General features: G+C 72.1%; 9 protein-coding genes. 7 read left to right on the top strand and 2 right to left on the bottom strand.

Annotated elements, in window-relative coordinates:
* Both ACXJLU_RS22920 and ACXJLU_RS22915 read right to left on the bottom strand, forming a co-directional pair.
* The coding region (locus ACXJLU_RS22920; RefSeq protein ID WP_457334943.1) for a histidine kinase dimerization/phospho-acceptor domain-containing protein at positions 1-873 on the bottom strand (873 nt) is incomplete at its 3' end.
* Entirely contained in the window at positions 870-1532 is a 663-nt protein-coding gene (locus ACXJLU_RS22915; RefSeq protein ID WP_073468078.1) for a response regulator, read from the bottom strand. The genes ACXJLU_RS22915 and ACXJLU_RS22920, both read right to left, overlap by 4 nt.
* A gap of 154 nt (positions 1533-1686) precedes the next feature.
* Between ACXJLU_RS22915 and ACXJLU_RS22910 the strand changes: the two genes are divergently transcribed.
* The 7 genes from ACXJLU_RS22910 (at position 1687) to ACXJLU_RS22880 (ending at position 17505) form a co-directional block, all read left to right on the top strand.
* Positions 1687-2211: a sigma-70 family RNA polymerase sigma factor gene (locus tag ACXJLU_RS22910; RefSeq protein WP_457334941.1), complete on the top strand. Its 525-nt coding sequence runs from the start codon at positions 1687-1689 to the stop codon at positions 2209-2211.
* Positions 2212-2275: 64 nt separating this feature from the next.
* Complete coding sequence (locus ACXJLU_RS22905; RefSeq protein ID WP_073468077.1) at positions 2276-2509, top strand: FecR/PupR family sigma factor regulator; 234 nt, start codon at positions 2276-2278, stop codon at positions 2507-2509.
* Between the two features lie 108 nt (positions 2510-2617).
* The gene (locus ACXJLU_RS22900) at positions 2618-2854 is read left to right on the top strand and encodes an MbtH family protein (protein ID WP_073468076.1); all 237 of its coding nucleotides are present in this window, start codon (positions 2618-2620) and stop codon (positions 2852-2854) included.
* On the top strand, positions 2854-3591 hold the full coding sequence (locus tag ACXJLU_RS22895; RefSeq protein WP_457334938.1) for a thioesterase II family protein: 738 nt from the start codon (positions 2854-2856) through the stop codon (positions 3589-3591). The genes ACXJLU_RS22900 and ACXJLU_RS22895 overlap by 1 nt, the downstream gene beginning before the upstream one ends.
* 11 nt (positions 3592-3602) lie before the next feature.
* A complete protein-coding gene (locus ACXJLU_RS22890; RefSeq protein ID WP_457334936.1) occupies positions 3603-4568 on the top strand; it encodes a TauD/TfdA family dioxygenase in 966 nt (321 codons plus the stop codon).
* Entirely contained in the window at positions 4568-9811 is a 5244-nt protein-coding gene (locus ACXJLU_RS22885; RefSeq protein WP_457334934.1) for an amino acid adenylation domain-containing protein, read from the top strand. The genes ACXJLU_RS22890 and ACXJLU_RS22885 overlap by 1 nt, the downstream gene beginning before the upstream one ends.
* Entirely contained in the window at positions 9811-17505 is a 7695-nt protein-coding gene (locus tag ACXJLU_RS22880) for a type I polyketide synthase (protein ID WP_457334932.1), read from the top strand. Before ACXJLU_RS22885 ends, ACXJLU_RS22880 begins: the two co-directional genes overlap by 1 nt.
* Position 17506 lies beyond the last annotated feature (1 nt).

Raw genomic sequence — 17506 nt, 5'->3', positions numbered from 1 at the left:
ACCCACGCCGGGCCGCGCCTGCGCCCGCGCGAGCGACAGCAGCTGCTCCAGCAGCGCGCGCGAACGCGACAGCCCCTCGCGCAGCGGCACGAAACGCCGGCGTGCCTCGGGCGACATCTCGGCATGCTCCAGGTTCTCGGCCTGCACCGTCAGCGCGGTGATCGGCGAGCGCAGCTCATGTGCCGCATCGGCGATGAAGCGGCGCTGCTGTTCGAGCGATTCGGTGAGGCGGCGCAGCAACGCGTTGATCGACGTGACGAAGGGCCGCACCTCGTCGGGCATGTCGCCGGCCGGCACGTTGACCATCGCGGCATTGCCCTGGCGATCGAGCGGCTGGTCGAGCTGGTGCGACGCCCGCGCGATCGGCCGCAGCGTGTTGCGGATCACCACATGGATCAGCAGCAGCAGCACCGGCAGCAGCACCAGCAGCGGCACCAGCGCGGCGAGTGCGCTGTCTTGTGCGATGTCGTCGCGCCGGTCGGTCTGCTGCGCGACGATGAAGCGGCGACCGTCCGGCAGGTGGGTCAGCAACATGCGCCACGAGCGGCCTTCGGCGACGTGCGTGTCGAGGCCGTCGGGCAGGTCGTGCGGCAACCGGCCGATGCCGTTCACGCGCGGCTCGCCGGCGACCGAGTCGACCAGCTCGACGACGACGCGCGGCTGCAGGCCCGCGGGCGCCGCCACCGGTTCCACCGGGTTGATCGCGAGCTGGCCGGCCAGCACCAGCGCGGCGGTCTGCTCCAGCAGGTCGTCCTGCAGCTCGTTGGCCTCGTGCAGCGCCCAGAAGAACGACACCGCGCCGGCCGCGACCGCGGTGGCCAGCAGCAGCACGGCCATCCACAGCGACAGGCGGAACTGCAGCGAGTTCCTCATGCCGTGCGGTCCACGCGCCAGCCGACGCCGCGCACGTTGCGGATCACGGTCGGTCCGAGCTTGCGGCGGATGCCGTGGATCAGCACCTCGACGGTGTTGCTCTCGATCTCCTCGTTCCAGCCGTAGATGCGCTCCTCGAGTTCCTGGCGCGACAGGATCGCACCCGGCCGCACCAGCAGCGCCTGCAGCAGCGTGAACTCGCGGCCCGACAGCGCGGCGCTCTGGCCTTCGAAGCTGACGTCGCGCGTCACCGGGTCGAGCGTGATCGCGCCGTTGGTCAGCAGCGGCGAGGCCGAGCCGCCTTGGCGCCGCACCACCGCGCGCATGCGGGCGAGCAGCTCCTGCACGTCGAAGGGCTTCAGCACGTAGTCGTCGGCGCCGAGGTCGAGGCCGGCGATGCGGTCCTCGACCTCGTCGCGCGCGGTGACGATCAGGATCGGCACATGGGCATTGCGCGCGCGCAGCTGGCGCAGCACGTCGATGCCGTCGCGCAGCGGCAGGCCGAGGTCGAGCAGCACGATGTCGTAGGCCTGCGCGAGCGCGGCCGCCAGCGCCTGCTGGCCGTCGGTGGTCCAGTCGACCGCGTAGGCGGCATCGGCCAGCGCCTGCTGCACGGCCGCGCCGATCATCCGGTCGTCTTCCACCAGCAGTACGCGCATCTCGTTGGTCGGCCAGGTTTCGCCACGGGAACAAGGTTCGCATTCTGGATCAAGCCCTCCGCAGGCAGTCGCAGGGTCATTCGCGGAGGCTTGACGCGGCCCTGGAAAATGAGAATCATTCTCAACAATAACGAAATGATCCAGGGGGTAGAGCGTGTCGATCACCAACCATGAGCCGGCCGGGCTGGGCGGAGCTTTCCTGGCCCACCGGGCCAAGCTGCAGGGCCTGGCCCACAAGATCACCGGCCGGCGCGAGCTGGCCGAAGACGTGGTGCAGGAGGCCTTTCTGAAGCTCTCCGACGTGGCGCCGGGCCTGCCGGTGCAACAGCCGATCGGCTACTGCTTCCAGGTGGTGCGCAACCTTGCCATCGACTGCCGGCGCCGCATGATGCTCGAGGCCGGCGTGTTCGCCGACGCCGAGAGCGGCGAACACGTCGCGGCGCCGCAAGGTACGCCGGAGCAGTACGCGATCAGCCGGCAGAACCTGGTGATCGTCGACGAGGCGCTCGGCCGGCTGCCGGCGCGCACGCGCCAGGCCTTCGAGCTGTACCGCATGGGCGGACTGACGCAGCGTGCGATCGGCGAGCGGCTCGGCGTGTCGGCGGCGACGGTCAACACGATGATCCGCGATGCGGTCCAGGCCCTCACGCGCTGCCGGCACGTTCTCGAGGCGGAATGAGGGCCTCCTAGAATCGGCGGTTTCCACTGCCAGCCCCGCGCGCGACTGCGCGCGCAGCCCGCCGATGAGCGCCGACCAGGACCGTGAAGACCCCGCGCAGGAGCTCGCCATGCAGGCCGCCTGGGACTGGGTGATGAAGGCGCACGAGCAGCCGCTCAGCGATGCGGAGCACGAGGCGCTCGCGCGCTGGCTCGAGGCCGATCCGCGGCACCGCACGGCGCATGCGCAGGCGTCGCGGCTGTGGCTGCTGAGCGGGCTGGTGCCGCCGGCGCATGGGGACGACGGGTTGCCGCATTGACGCCCCTCCGTTCGCCCTGAGCCTGTCGAAGGGCCGGCGCTGAACAAAGCGCGGGCCGGCTCGTCATGGTAGGCAAGGCGCAGCACTGCGCGAACCACGAGCCCTGCCATGTCCACCAGCTGCTTCGACCGCGACGACGACACCTTCATCGTCCTCGTCAACCACGAGGACCAATATTCCATCTGGCCGCACTGGAAGGCCGTGCCACCGGGCTGGACCGCGGTGCCCGGCGCCAGTGGCGACAAGAAGACGGTGCTGGCCTTCGTCGACGCGGCCTGGACCGACATGCGGCCGCTGTCGCTGCGCCGCTGGATGGATGAGCAGGCGACGACGACTTCCCGCTGATGATCGCGCCCGCCATCCGCCTGCTGTGCCTGCCGTGCGCCGGCGCCAGCGCGACGATGTACCTGCGCTGGCGGCGCCTGCTGCCGCCATGGGTGCAGGTCGTGCCGGTCGAGCTGCCGGGCCGCGGCGCCCGCCTTGGCGAGCCCTGCGTCGAATCGTTCGCGGCGCTCGTCTCGCGGCTGTGCGACGAGCAGGCCGCCGCGATGACTGCATCCGCCGGCAGCTTCATGCTGTTCGGCCACAGCATGGGCGGTCTGCTGGCCTGGGGCATCGCCCGGCACCTGCGCGAGCGCGGCCTGCCTGCGCCCGCGGCGCTGTTCGTCAGCGGCTGCCCGGCGCCCGGCCAGCGTGACCCACAACGCTTCGCGAACAAGGACACCGATCAACAGCTGATCGCCGACCTGCGCCGCCAGGGCGGCACGCCGGACGAGGTGTTCGCCAGCCCCGAGATGCTGCGCATCACGCTCGATGCGCTGCGTGCCGACTACCGCGTCTGCACCAGCGTACCCGAGCTGCCGCCCGCGATGCCGCTCGACCTGCCGATCCACGCCTTCGGCGGCCGGCAGGACGACATCGACGCCGCGCGCCTGGCCGCGTGGCGGCGCGAGGCCCGCACGCTGTTCTCGCTGACCTGGCTGGACGGCGGGCACTTCTTCATCCGCCAGAGCGAGCCGCAGCTGCTGGCCGCGCTCGTCCACGAGATGCAGCCGCTGCGGCTGGAACCGTTGCCGTCCTGACGAGGATCCCCATGACCGACCTGCTGAACCCGGCCCGGCCTGCGTTGCCGGCCCTGCTGTCGCCATCGCGCGCCGGCGAAACGCTGCTCGAGGCGGTCGAGCCGCTGCGTGCCGACATCGACGCGCTGCTGACGCGCATCGGCGGCGTGCTGCTGCGCGGCTTCGAGGTGCTCGACGTCGCCGCGTTCCGCAGCTTTGCCGCAGCGTTCGGCCACCCGCTGCTCGCCTACGAGTTCGGCTCGACGCCGCGCAGCGCGGTCGGCGGCGGCGTCTACACCTCCACCGAGTACCCGGCGCACCAGCACATCCCGCTGCACAACGAGCAGGCCTACACCCGCGAGTGGCCGATGAAGATCTGGTTCCACTGCGTGACCGCGGCGCCGGAGGGCGGCGAGACGCCGATCGCCGACAGCCGCGCGATCTGGCGCCACATGCCCGAGGCCATCCGCCGCCGCTTCGCGCCCGGTGTGCTGTACGTCCGCAACTACGGCGAGTTCGACGTGCCGTGGCAGCAGGTCTTCAACACCAGCGAGCGTGCCGAGGTCGAGGCCTGGTGCACGCGCGCGGGCATCCGCTTCGAATGGAAGGCCGATGGCGGCCTGCGCACCACGCAGCTGTGCCAGGCCACCGCCGTGCACCCGCGCACCGGCGAGACGGTGTGGTTCAACCAGGCGCATCTGTTCCACATCTCGAACCTGCAGCCGGAGGTGCGCGAATCGCTGGAAGAACTGCTGGGTGCCGACGAGATGCCGCGCACCGCCTGCTTCGCCGACGGCTCGCCGATCCCCGACGCGATGCTCGACGAGGTGCGCGCCGTGCTCGCTGCGCAGACGGTGTCGTTCCGCTGGCAGGCCGGCGACGTGCTGATGCTTGACAACATGCTGGCCGCGCATGCGCGCGCGCCGTTCAAGGGCCCGCGCAAGGTGGTGGTCGCGATGGCCGAGCCGCACGGCAACCTCGACCAGGATTTGTCTTGATGAACGCTTCCCGCAACTTCGTCGATCACCTGCAGCGCCTCGCGGCCGAGCGGCCCGACGACACCGCACTGGTGATCGTCAGCGCCGTCGACGGTGCCACGCGCGACACGCCGATCACCTACGCCGCGCTCGCGCTGCGCGTGCGCGCGCTGGCCGCGCGGCTGCAACGCCGCTTCGCACCCGGCGAACGCGTGCTGCTGCTGCTCGACAACGACGACCGCTACGTGGTCTCGTTCCTCGCGTGCCTGCATGCCGGGCTGATCGCGGTGCCGGCGTTCCCGCCGGAATCGGCGCGGCCGCAGCACGTGGCGCGGCTGGCCGGCATCGCGCACGATGCGCAACCGGCGGCGCTGCTCGCGACGCGCGCGACGCTGTCGATGGTCGGCGAGGGTTTCGGTGATGCCGCGCCGATCGCGCTCGACGAACTCGATGCCGCCGACGATGCCGCGCTCGCCGCCACCTGGCAGCCGCACGCCGCGCACGACGGCGACATCGCGTTCCTGCAATACACCTCCGGCTCCACGTCGGCGCCGAAGGGCGTGATGGTCAGCCACGGCAACCTGATGGCCAACGAGCGGGCGATCGGCGAGGGCTTCGAGGTCGGCGCCGACGACGTGTTCGTCAGCTGGCTGCCGCTGTACCACGACATGGGCCTGATCGGCGGGCTGCTGCAGCCGCTGCACCGCGGTATCCCGACCGTCCTGATGACGCCGCAATTCTTCCTCGAGCGGCCGGTGCGCTGGCTGGAGGCGATCGCGCGGCACCGTGGCAGCATCAGCGGCGCGCCGGATTTTGCGTACCGGCTGTGCGTCGAGCGGGTGAAGGGGGCCTCGATCGCGCAGCTCGACCTGTCGAGCTGGCGCGTCGCGTTCAGCGGCGCCGAGCCGGTGCGGCACGACACGCTGCAGGCGTTCGTCGAGCGCTTCGCGCCGGCGCGCTTCGATGCGCGCGCGGTGTTCCCGTGCTACGGCCTCGCGGAAGCGACGCTGTTCGTCAGCGGCGCGACAAGGGGGCGGGGGATGGTTGCGCAGCCGTTCTCGGCGTCGGCGCTCGCCGCAGGGCAGGCGAGCGATGGCCGCGGTGACGATGCGATCACGTTAGTCAGCAGCGGTCGCGTGCCCGGCGGCCACCGCGTCGAGATCGTCGACCCGCAGACGCTCGCGGTGCATCTCGAGAGCCAGGTCGGCGAAGGGCAGGTCGGAGAAATCTGGGCCGCCGGCCCGAGCATCGCGCAGGGCTACTGGCAGCGGCTCGAAGAGACGCAGGCCAGCTTCGTCGAGCGCGCCGGCCAGCGCTGGCTGCGAACCGGCGACCTCGGCTTCGTGCGCGACGGCGAGCTGCACGTCACCGGCCGATTGAAAGACCTGATCATCCTGCGCGGCCAGAACGTCTACCCGCAGGACATCGAGCGCGCGATCGAGGCCGAAGTCGACGCGGTGCGCGCCGGCCGCGTCGCCGCGTTCGCGGTCGAGCTGCCGGGCGGCGGTGAGGGCGTCGGCGTCGCGGTCGAGGTGTCGCGCGCGACGCAGAAGCGCGTGTCGCCCGAAGCGCTGGTGCGCGCGCTGGGCGAGGCCTGTGCCGGCGCGTGCCGGGAGGCGGTGGCGGTCGCGCTGCTGTTGAACCCGGGCGCGTTGCCGAAGACCTCCAGCGGCAAGCTGCAGCGGCGCGCCTGCCGGCAGGGGTTCGAGCAGGGCACGCTGGATGCCTTCGCGGTGTTCGCACACGGGCGTTTCGTGCAGGGCGGCAGCGTGGCTGATGAAGCACCGGCGGCGCCGCTCGACGATATCGAGACGGCTGTCGCGGTCCTGTGGCAAGAGGTGCTGGGCCGCGCCGCGTTGCCGTCGCGCGATGCGCAGTTCTTCGCGAGCGGCGGCAACTCGCTCGGTGCGGTGCAACTGGCGGAGCGCGTCGCGCAGCGCTGGGGCATCGCCTTCGCACCGCGCGATGTCTTCGAGCAGCCGCGCCTGGCCGACTTGACAGCGCGCGTGCGGCAGGCGAGCGAGGCCGGTGCGCCACTGGCGGCCATTCCGGTGCTCGATGCCGCACGCCGTGCCGAAGCGCTGCCGCTGTCGCACGCGCAGCAGCGCCAGTGGTTCCTGTGGCAGCTCGATCCGGGCAGTTCGGCGTACCACGTGCGCTTGGGGTTGCGGCTACGCGGCGTGCTCGACACCGCCGCGCTGCAGGCTTCGCTCGATGCGCTGGCCGCACGCCACGAGCCGCTGCGCACCCGCTTCGAGCTTGCCGACGATGGCACGCCGCGCCAGCTGATCCTGACGCCGCGGCCGATCGCGCTGGCCGCGCTCGACCTGCAGGGCTTGCTCGACACCCCGTTCGACCTGCGCAGCGGCCCGCCGTGGCGCGTCGGCCTGCTGCGCGTGCGCGACGACGAGCACCAGTTGGTCGTCGTGATGCACCACATCGTTTCCGACGGCGCGTCGATGCAGCTGTTCGTCGACGAGCTGGCAGAGGGCTATGCGGCACGCGCGGCCGGCCAGTCGCCATCGCTTGCGCTGCCACGTGTGCAATATGCCGACCACGCGTTGTGGCAGCGCGACGACCTCGCTGCCGGCGAGGCAGCCCGTCAGCTCGCTTGGTGGCGCGCCGCACTCGCGCATGACGGCGCAGAGGAGCCCATCCTCGCGCTGGCCACCGACCATCCTCGCCGCCCGCAGGCCGGCTACACCGCCGTGCGCCACGCATTCACGCTGCCCGAGCCGCTGCGCGCCGCGTTGCAGGCGGTCGCACAAGGGCAGGGCGCCACCCTGTCGATGCTGCTCCTCGGCGTGTTCCAGGGCCTGCTGTACCGCTGCACCGGGCAGCGCGACGTGCGCGTCGGCGTGCCGGTCGCGAATCGCGCGCGGCCCGAGGCGCAGGCGCTGATCGGGCTGTTCGTCAACACGCTGGTGCTGCGCAACCGCCTCGGTGGCCGCACGACGCTCGGGCAACTGGTGGCGCAGGCGCGCGACGCTTCGCTCGGCGCGCAGGCGCATGCCGAGCTGCCGTTCGATCTGCTCGTCGAGGCCTTGCAGCCGGAGCGCAGCCTCGGCGTGAGCCCGCTGTTCCAGGTGATGTTCAACCACATCGGCGAAGACCCGCGCTTGCTGCGGAGCCTGCCGGGGCTGAGCGTCGAATCGCTACCGCTGCCCGAGCTTGCGGCGCAGTTCGAGCTGACGCTGGAGGTGCGCGAGCAAACCGGTGCGCCGCTGGAGTTGTCATTCGTTTACGCGGCCGAGCTGTTCGACGCGTCGACCATCGAGCGCTTCGGCGCGCGCCTGCTGGCGCTACTCGACGCGCTCGCGCAGCGGCCGGCGCAGGCGCTCGGCGATGTCGACCTGCTCGGCGCCGACGAGCAGGCCCAGCTGGACGCCTGGGGCGTCGACACGCAACGCTTCGACGACTGGCTGCCGGTGCACCGCTCGTTCGAGCAACGCGTGCGGGAGAGCCCTTCGGCCATCGCGCTGCACTTCGCCGACGAGACACTCGACCGTGCCGAGCTGAATCGCCGCGTCAACCGGCTCGCGCACTGCCTGATCGCACGAGGCGTCGGCCCCGAGACGCGCGTCGGCATTGCGCTGGAACGCTCGGTCGCGATGATGGTGGGCATCCTCGCGGTGCTGAAGGCCGGCGCCGCCTACGTGCCGCTGGACACCGAGCTGCCGGCCGAGCGCCTCGCGTGGATGATCGGCGACAGCGGCGTTGCGCTGGTGCTGACGCACGCTGCAGTGCACGGCCGCTTGCCCGTGATCGCGGCACCCGTGCTCGACCTCGACACGCTAGCCACCGCTGCCGAACACGACGACGACCCGCAGATCCCGATCCACGCCGAGCAGCTCGCCTACGTGATCTACACCTCCGGCTCCACCGGCACGCCCAAGGGCGCCGCGGTGCGCCACCAGGCACTCGCGAGTTGCATGGCCTGGATGCAGCAGGTGTACAGCCTCGACGCCGCCGACACCGTGCTGCACAAGGCCGCGTTCGGGTTCGACGTGTCGGCCTGGGAGATGTTCTGGCCGCTGAGCACCGGCACGCCGCTGGTGCTGGCCGAACCCGGCGAGCACCGCGACCCGGCGCGGCTCGCGGCGCTGATCCTGCGCCGGCGCGTCACCACGCTGAACTTCGTGCCGGCGATGCTGCAGGCCTTCCTGCAGCAGCCGCAGGTGCAGGCGATGGGGATTGACGCGCCACTGCGTCGCGTGATCGTCGGCGGCGAGGCGCTGCCGGCCGAGGCGCAGAAGGAGGTCGCGCTGCGCCTGCCGCGCGCGACGCTCTACAACCTCTACGGCCCGACCGAGACGACGATCCACGTGACGCACTGGACCTGCCGCGCCGACGGCGCCACGCAGGTGCCGATCGGCCGGCCGATCACCGACACCAGCGCGCGCGTGCTCGACGCCGACCTGAACCTGGTGCCGCCCGGCATGCCCGGCGAGCTGTACCTGGGCGGCGTGAGCCTGGCGCGCGGCTACCTGAACCGGGCGGCGCTGACGGCGGAGCGCTTCGTCGCCGACCCGTTCGATCCGCGCGGCGGCCGGCTCTACCGCACCGGCGACCTGGTGCGCTGGAATGCGGAGGGACAGCTCGACTACCTCGGCCGCATCGACCAGCAGGTGAAGGTGCGTGGCTTTCGGATCGAGCTCGGCGAGGTCGAGGCGCGCCTGCTCGCGCAGCCGGCGGTGCGCGATGCGGTGGTTGTCGCGAAACCCGGCCCGGCCGGGCTGCGGCTGGTGGCCTATGCGGCTCCGCATGCCGGCCAGCGCATCGATGCGGGTGCGCTGCGTCAATCGCTCGCCGAGCTGCTGCCCGACCACATGCTGCCGAGCGCGATCGTCGCGATGCACGCGCTGCCGCTGACGCCGAACGGCAAGGTCGACCGACGCGCGCTGCCGGAGCCGGTGTTCGAGAGCGACCGCGCGCACGTCGCGCCGCAGGGCCGCGCCGCTGAGACGCTGGCGGCCGTCTGGCGCGAGGTGCTGGGCGTGGCCCGCGTCGGCCTGCACGACAACTTCTTCGACCTCGGCGGGCAGTCGCTGCTGCTGATCCGCGTGCACCAGCAGGTGCAGCAGCGGCTGGGCGTCGAGCTGCCGCTGGTCGAGCTGTTCAAGCACCCGACGCTCGCGGCGCTGGCACAGCGGCTGGAGCGCGGTTCGGCCGTGCCTGCCACGACCAGCGCCGTCGACGACCGCGCACGACAACAACGCGCCGCGCTGCTGCAGCGGCGACGCCCCACCGAAAGGAACACCTGATGCAAACCCACGAGCCGAACGGCATCGAGATCGCGATCGTCGGCCTGGCCGGCCGCTTCCCCGGCGCGGCCGATGTCGACGCGTTCTGGCGCAACATCCGCGACGGTGTCGAATCGGTCACCCGCTTCAGCGACGACGAGTTGCGCGCGCGTGGCGTGCCGCAGAGCCTGCTCGACGACCCGAGCTTCGTGAAGGCCGGCGTGCGGCTCGACGGCATCGGCGAGTTCGACGCCGGCTTCTTCGGCTACGCGCCGCGCGAGGCCGAGCAACTCGACCCGCAGCAGCGGCTGTTCCTCGAATGCGCCTGGCAGGCGCTGGAGCAGGCCGGCTACGCGACCGGGCGGCTCGACCTGCCGGTGGGGGTGTATGCCGGAGACGGTCCGAATCTCTACCTGATCCGGCACCTGCTGCCATCGTCGGGTGGTGCCGACACCGGCCAGATCGCCGAGCTGCTGAGCCTGATGAGCGGCAACTCGCCCGGTTCCCTCTGCACCCGCGTCGCCTACAAGCTGAACCTGCGCGGCCCGGCCGTCACGGTGCAGACCGCGTGCTCGACCTCGCTGACCGCAGTGCACACCGCGTGCCAGGCGCTGCTGGCGCGCGACTGCGACATGGCGCTCGCCGGTGGCGTGTGGCTGAACCTGCTGCAGGACGGCGGCTACCGCCACCAGGCCGGTGCGATCCTGTCGCCGGACGGCCATTGCCGCGCGTTCGACGAGAAGGCCGCCGGCACGCTGATCGGCAGCGGCGCCGGCGTGGTGGCGCTGAAGCGCCTCGACGACGCGCTGCGCGACGGCGACACCGTGCATGCGGTGATCAAGGGCACGGCCGCGAACAACGACGGCGCCGACAAGGTCGGCTTCACCGCGCCCAGCGTGCGCGGCCAGGCTGACGTGATCCGCGCGGCCCACCTGCTGGCCGATGTGTCGCCCGACAGCATCGGCTGCATCGAGGCGCACGGCACCGGCACCGTGCTCGGCGACCCGATCGAGGTCGCGGCGTTGACGCAGGCCTTCCGGGCCGGCACCGCGCGGCGGGGCTTCTGCGCGCTCGGCTCGGTCAAGACCAACATCGGCCACCTGGATGCGGCCGCCGGCGTCGCCGGGCTGATCAAGGCGGTGATGGCGCTGAAGCACCGCACGCTGCCGCCGAGCCTGCATTTCGAGCGGGCGAACCCGCAGCTCGCGCTGGCGGACAGCCCGTTCTTCGTCAGCACGGTCGCTGCGCCGTGGCCGCAGGGCGATGCGCCGCGGCGCGCTGGGGTCAGCGGCTTCGGGATCGGTGGCACGAACGTTCACGTGGTGCTGGAGGAGGCGCCGGCCGCGATGGCGTTGCCGGACGACGGCGACTGGCAGGTGTTGCCGCTGTCGGCGCGCGATGGCGCGGCGCTACGCGAGGCTCGTGCGCTGCTCGCGGCGCACCTGCAGGGGCATCCGCAACAAGCCCTGGCTGACGTGGCGCACACGCTGCAATCCGGCAGGCAGGCCTTCGCGCAGCGCAGCGCGGTGGTCGCGGACAGCCACGCGTTGGCTGCGCAGATGCTGCAGGCGCCCGAGGCGGAGAACGCTGCGGTCGACGCGGCGCCCGACCTCGTATTCCTGTTCCCCGGCGGCGGTGCGCAGCATGTGCACATGGGCGAGGCGCTGTACCGGCGCAGCTCGGTGTTCCGCGCCGAGGTCGATCGTTGCTGCGAGCTGCTGCGGCCCGAGCTCGGCTTCGATTTGCGCGAGGTGCTGTTCCCGGCGCCGGCCGATGAAGCCGCGGCCGAGCAGCGGCTTGCGCGCATCGAGCTGACGCAGCCGGCGCTGTTCGTCATCGAATACGCGATGGCGCGCTGGTGGATGAGCCTCGGCGCGACGCCGGCGCTGATGATCGGCCACAGCCTCGGCGAGTACGTGGCGGCCTGCCTGGCAGGCGTGTTCCGGCTCGAGGATGCGCTGCACATCGTCGCGACGCGCGGCCGCTTGATGCAAGGGCTGCCGGCCGGCGCGATGACGGCGGTGGCGTTGACGGAGGACGCGCTGCGGCCGTACCTCGGCGACGGCTGCGACCTCGCCGCCGTCAACGCCGAACAGCTGTGCGTGCTCGCCGGCCCGGTCGACGCGATCGAGCGGGCCGAGGCACGCCTGCGCGAGGCTGGCCAGCAGCCGCGCCGGCTGCACGTGGGCATCGCATCGCATTCGGCGATGGTCGAACCGATCGTCGCCGAGCTGGAGCGCACGATTGCCGCGGTGCCGCGCGAGGCGCCGCGGCTGCCGTTCATCTCCAACGCCTCAGGCCGCTTGATCACCGCTGCCGAGGCGGTCGACCCTGCTTACTGGGGCCGCCACCTGCGCGGCGCGGTGCGCTTTGCCGACGGCCTGCGCGCGGTGTTCGAGGTGCCGGGGCGGGCGCTGCTGGAAGTCGGCCCGGGCGCGACGCTCAGTGCGCTGGCGCGCCAGCATCCGGACGCCGCGACCGCCGTGGGTGTGTGGGCCAGCCAGGCCCATCCGCAGCAGCATGCGCGCAATGCGCAGCAACTGGCCGGCACGGTGGCCGCGGCCTGGGTCGCGGGCGTGTCGATCGACTGGTCGGCGTGGCGCGAAGGAGTTGCGCGGCGCCGCGTGCCGCTGCCGACCTACGCGTTCCAGCGTCGTCGCTATTGGGTGGAAGCGGGTGAGGCCGCTGCGGCACCGAAGGCGGACGGGAACATCTTCTACGCGCCGAGTTGGCAGCGTACTGCGCCACCGTCGCCGGCGTCCGCCGCGGCCGGCCACGTGCTGGTGCTCGGCGACGTCGACAGCATCAGCGCGAGCGTGCTGCGCGAGCTGCGCCAGCGCGGTGCGCGCGTCAGCTTCGCGCAGCCGGGCAGCCGCTTCGCGCGCAACGCGGCGCAGCAGTACACCGTGCGGCCGGCCGAGCGCGCCGACTTCGACGAACTGCTGAACGCGTTGCAGGCCGACGGCCCGCTGACGCAGGTGTTGCACCTGTGGAGCCTGGACGGCCACCGCAGCGCCACCGCAAAGCCGCGACTGGAGCTCGGCTACCTGAGCCTGCTCGCGTTCGCACAGGCGATCGAAGCGAGAGCTGCAGAGCCGCTCGCGCTCACGGTTGTCACCGACCGCCTCGAAGACGTCACCGGCACCGAGCCCCTCGCGCCCGAGAAGGCGACGATGCTCGGCCTCGCGCGCGTGATGGGCCAGGAGATCCCGTCGCTGCGCTGCCGCGTCATCGACGTGCTGCTGCTGGCACCCGAGAGCAAGGCCGAAGACCGGCTGGCTCGCGTGCTGGTCGACGAGGCGCGAAGTGACAGCGCCGACACTCCAGTCGCGTGGCGTGGCCCGCACCGCTGGGTGCAGCGCTACGAGCCGCTGCCGGCCGGGCTGTCGACGACTCAGCGGCTGCGCCGCGGCGGCGTCTGCCTGATCACCGGCGGGCTCGGCGGCGTCGGCCTCGCGCTGGCGCGGCACCTGGCGAGCGCCTGGCAGGCGAAGCTGGTACTGCTCGGCCGCACCGCGCTGCCGCCGCACGGCGACTGGCCCCGGCTGGTCGACGACCCGCAGCAGCCACTCGCGCTGCGCCGCAGGCTGCAGCAACTGGTCGCGCTCGAAGCCGCCGGTGCCGAGCTGATGACCGTCGCCGCCGATGTCAACGACGCGGCGCAACTGCGCGCCGCGCTCGCCCAGGTGCATCAGCGCTTCGGCCCGGTGCAGGGCGTCGTGCATGCGGTCGTGCACCCTGGCCGCGGGATGATCGCGCAGCGCAGCCGCGCGCAGGTCGAGGCCGCGTTCGAACCCAAGCTGCATGGCACGCAGACGCTGCTGGAGGTGCTGCGCGACGAGCCGCTCGACTTCGTGGTGTTCTGCTCGTCGGTCGCGAGCCTGATCGGCGGGCTCGGCCGCAGCGACTACGCCGGCGCCAACGCCTACCTCGATGCGCTGGCGATCGCGTCGCGTCGCGCGGACGGGCCAGCAGTGTTCTCGGTCAACTGGGATGCCTGGCGCGATGTCGGCATCGCGGTCGACATGGACCTGCCGGAAGGCATCGGCCTGGACGAGCGCAGCGGCGTCGCCGCGTTCGATCGCATCGTCAACGGGCCGGACCTGCCGCAGACGGTGGTGTCGATCACGCCGCTCGCGCAGCGCTTCGGGCCGCTCGATGGCGGCATGCTGGATGTGATCGCCGAATCGGCGAAGGCTGCAGCTCCTGTGCGTGCCGGCCACCCCCGGCCGGTGCTGCCGACGCCGTTCACCGCACCCGAAAGCACGCTGGAAGAAGGCCTCGCCGCGCTGTGGACCGAGCTGCTCGGCATTGCACCGATCGGCGTGCACGACAACCTGTTCGAACTCGGCGGCGATTCGCTGCTTGCGATCCGGCTGCTGTCGCGGGTGCGGCAGGCGCAGGGCGTCGAGCTGCATCCGGCGCTGTTCTTCAAGACGCCGACCGTCGCCACGCTGGCGCAGGCGGTGCGCGAGCGGGTGCCGCGAGCGGAGGTCGCGAAGGAAGTCGCGATCACGCGCAGCGAAGGCGCGGTGGCGCCGATGTCGCCGGCCCAGCAGGGCCAGTGGTTCCTGTGGCTGCTTGATCCGGACAGCACCGCGTACCACGTGGGCGGCGGGCTGCGGCTGTCGGGCGCGCTCGACGTGCCCGCGCTGCAGCGCGCGATCGGTGAACTGGTGCAGCAGCATGACGGCCTGCGCACGGTGTTCCGCGAAGGCGAGGGCGGCGTGCTGGAGCAGGTGGTGCAAGACAGCGCCGCCATCGACATCCCGCTGATCGACCTGGCCGCGCTGCCGGCCGACCGGCGCGACACCCACCGCCGCGACGAGGCGCTGCGCATCTCGCGCACGCCGTTCGACCTGCGCCGCGGCCCGCTGCTGCGCGGCGTGCTGCTGCGGCGCGCGCCGGGCGAGCACGAGCTGCTGTTGATGATGCACCACGTCATTTCCGACGCCTGGTCGGTCGAGCTGATGCTGGACGAGCTGGCGCAGCGCTATGCCACCGCGCTCGACGGTCGCGTCGCGGCGCTGCCGGCGCCTGCCATCCGGTATGGCGATTTCGCGGCCTGGCAGCGGCGCTGGCTGGCCGATGGCGAGGGAGCGCGTCAGCTCGCGTACTGGCGCCGCCAGATCGACGACCCGGCGGCGGTGCTGGCCTTGCCGACCGACCGGCCGCGCGAGGCGGCGGCCCGCAGCGGCGCGGCGCAGCACCTGGTCGACCTGCCGGCGGACTTCATCGATGGATTGAAGCGCCTCGTCGCCGCGCAAGGCGCCACGCTCTTCATGGGGTTGATCGCGGCCTTCCACGCGCTGCTGTTCCGGCACACCGGCCAAGCGCTGGTGCGCATCGGCGTGCCGGTGGCGAATCGGCACCGGCCCGAGACGGCGCGCGTCGTCGGCTTCTTCATCAACACGCTGATGGTGCAGGCGCGCGTCGACGGCCGGCATTCGTTGCAGGCGCTGCTGCAGCAGGTGCGCGATGCCGCGATCGACGCGCAGGCGCACCCCGACCTGCCGTTCGACCACCTCGTCGAGGCGCTGCGGCCGCAGCGTGTGCCCGGCGTCACGCCGCTGTTCCAGGTGATGTTCAACCACCTCGGGCAGGGCGGGCGCTCGCCGGTCGGCTGGCCGGGATTGCAGGTCGACCGCATCGACCTCGCGGAACGCGCCGCGCCGTTCGAGCTGACATTGGAGACGCAGGAGCTCGACGATGGCCGCTTGCGCGCTGCCTTCCGCTATGCCGATGCGCTGTTCGAGCCGGCGCGCATCGCGCGGCTCGGCGATCACTACTTGGCGCTGCTGCGCGCGCTGGTCGGGCAACCGCAGGCCCGCGTCGGCGAGGTTGCGCTGCTCGGTGCAGAGGATCAGGCGCTGCTGAGGCAGTGGAGCGTCAACGGCGAGCAGCATCCGTACGACGCGCCGGTGCACCGCCTGTTCGAGCAGCGGGCCGAGGCGCATCCGCAGGCCGCCGCACTCGCGTTCGGCGAGCAGACGCTCGGCTACGGGGAGCTGAACCGCCGCGCCAACCAGCTCGCGCACACGCTGATCGCGCACGGCGTCGGCCCGGACACACGCGTGGGCATCGCGATGGAGCGATCGTTCGAGATGGTCATCAGCCTGCTGGCGATCCTGAAGGCAGGCGGCGCCTACGTGCCGCTGGACCCGGAGCATCCGGACGAACGGCTGGCCTACATGCTCGACGACAGCGGCATTGCGCTGCTGCTGACGCAGCCGCATCTCGCGGCGCGCTTTGAAGGCCGACCGTCGCTGTCGGTGCTGCAAGTCGATGGCGATGCGTTCCCCGACCAACCCGACACCAACCCCGGCGTCGCGCTGCACGGTCGGCACCTCGCCTACGTGATCTACACCTCCGGCTCGACCGGCCGGCCCAAGGGCGCCGCCAACCACCACCACGCGCTGCACAACCGGCTCGCGTGGATGCAGCAGGCGCACGGCCTGACGCCGGACGACACCGTGCTGCAGAAAACGCCGTTCGGCTTCGACGTCTCGGTGTGGGAGTTCTTCTGGCCGCTGATGACCGGGGCGCGCCTCGTGCTGGCCGCCCCCGGCGAGCACAAGGACCCGGCGCGGCTCGCGGCGCTGATCCGGCGTGAGCGCGTCACGACGCTGCATTTCGTGCCGTCGATGCTGCAGGCCTTCCTCGCGCATGCCGAGGTCGAGCGCTGCGACAGCCTGCGCCTCGTGATCTGCAGCGGCGAGGCGCTGCCGGCCGAGGCGCAGAACGAGCTGCTGCGGCGCTTGCCGCATGCCGGTCTCTACAACCTGTACGGCCCGACCGAGGCGGCGATCGACGTGACGCAATGGCGCTGCCACGACGATGGTCGCACGCGCATCGCGATCGGCCGGCCGATCTCGGCCACGCGCACGCTGGTGCTCGATGCTGGCCTGCAGCCGGTGCCGCCCGGCGTGGCCGGCGAGCTGTACCTCGGCGGCATCGGCCTCGCGCGCGGCTACCTCGGCCGGCCCGGGCTGACGAGCGAACGCTTCGTCGCCGACCCGTTCGAGCCCGGCGAGCGGCTGTACCGCACCGGCGACCTCGCGTGCTGGCGTGGTGATGGCGAGCTGGAGTACCTCGGCCGCATCGACCACCAGGTCAAGATCCGCGGCGTGCGCATCGAGCTCGGCGAGATCGAGGCCGGCCTGCTGGCACAGCCCGGCGTGCGCGAGGCGGTCGTCGTCGCACGCGGCGGCGAGCTGCTGGTGGCGTATGTGTCGGCACAGCCGGGACAGTCGCTCGATTCGCAAGCGCTGCGTGCGCGGTTGGCGACCCATCTGCCCGACGCGATGCTGCCGGCGGTGATCACCGTGCTCGACACGCTGCCGCTGAACGCCAACGGCAAGATCGACCGCAATGCGTTGCCGGCCACCGGCCCGCAGGCGGCACGTGCTTTCGAGCCGCCGCAGGGCGAGGCCGAGACGGTGCTCGCGTCGATCTGGGCCGAGGTGCTGGGCATCGAGCGCGTCGGCCGAGAAGACCGCTTCTTCGAGCTGGGCGGGCACTCGCTGGCGGCCCTGCGCGTGCAGTCGCGGCTGCGCGAGCGGCTGGGCGTCGCGCTGCCGCTGCGCACGCTGTTCGAGCACGCTTCGCTCGCCGCGCTGGGGGCTGCCGTGCAGGCCGCGCGCCCGGCCTCGGCCGCCGATGACGATTCGGCGCTGGCCCGCATGGCCGATCTGCTGGCCACCCTGGAGACCTGAA

This window comes from Rhizobacter sp. P5_C2, from assembly GCF_054049715.1.
This window is presented reverse-complemented; position numbering and strand designations above follow the sequence as displayed.

Excerpts from the sequence above, each read along its gene's own strand:
- ACXJLU_RS22915 (WP_073468078.1), bottom strand. The coding sequence starts at position 1,532 with ATGCGCGTACTGCTGGTGGAAGACGACCGGATGATCGGCGCGGCCGTG.
- ACXJLU_RS22905 (WP_073468077.1), top strand. The coding sequence starts at position 2,276 with ATGAGCGCCGACCAGGACCGTGAAGACCCCGCGCAGGAGCTCGCCATG.
- ACXJLU_RS22900 (WP_073468076.1), top strand. The coding sequence starts at position 2,618 with ATGTCCACCAGCTGCTTCGACCGCGACGACGACACCTTCATCGTCCTC.
- ACXJLU_RS22895 (WP_457334938.1), top strand. The coding sequence starts at position 2,854 with ATGATCGCGCCCGCCATCCGCCTGCTGTGCCTGCCGTGCGCCGGCGCC.
- ACXJLU_RS22890 (WP_457334936.1), top strand. The coding sequence starts at position 3,603 with ATGACCGACCTGCTGAACCCGGCCCGGCCTGCGTTGCCGGCCCTGCTG.
- ACXJLU_RS22885 (WP_457334934.1), top strand. The coding sequence starts at position 4,568 with ATGAACGCTTCCCGCAACTTCGTCGATCACCTGCAGCGCCTCGCGGCC.
- ACXJLU_RS22880 (WP_457334932.1), top strand. The coding sequence starts at position 9,811 with ATGCAAACCCACGAGCCGAACGGCATCGAGATCGCGATCGTCGGCCTG.